The organism is Psychrobacter proteolyticus (genome assembly GCF_038155145.1).
GTDB lineage: Bacteria > Pseudomonadota > Gammaproteobacteria > Pseudomonadales > Moraxellaceae > Psychrobacter > Psychrobacter proteolyticus_B.
In genome coordinates this window covers 1-225 of the sequence record NZ_JBAKAY010000106.1, presented here as the reverse complement: position 1 = coordinate 225, position 225 = coordinate 1, and the positions used below count along the sequence as shown (strand labels likewise).

Here is a 225-nt window from a genome sequence, read left to right as displayed (position 1 = left end):
GTACGGCTGTTTGATTAAGGTCGCTATATAGCCTGCCACTATAAAAATAACCGATGGGATGCAGATGCTCATCGACATGGAGAATCGGCGTCATTTTGGGCGCAAGTAATGCTCTAGGATTGCCTGCTGCGCCTGCTAAGGGCGCTGATTTATCTAATAAGGTGACAGTAATACCGCGATTCGCAAGCGACCAAGCTGTGAGCAACCCTGAGACGCCTGCACCAA

At 49.8% G+C, this 225-nt stretch carries 1 protein-coding gene; it reads right to left on the bottom strand.

The genetic code is table 11. The annotated features are described in order from the left end of the window. Positions 1 to 225, bottom strand: a 225-nt coding sequence (locus tag V6252_RS13155; protein ID WP_341610743.1) for an FAD-dependent oxidoreductase, incomplete at both ends; no start/stop codon positions are given.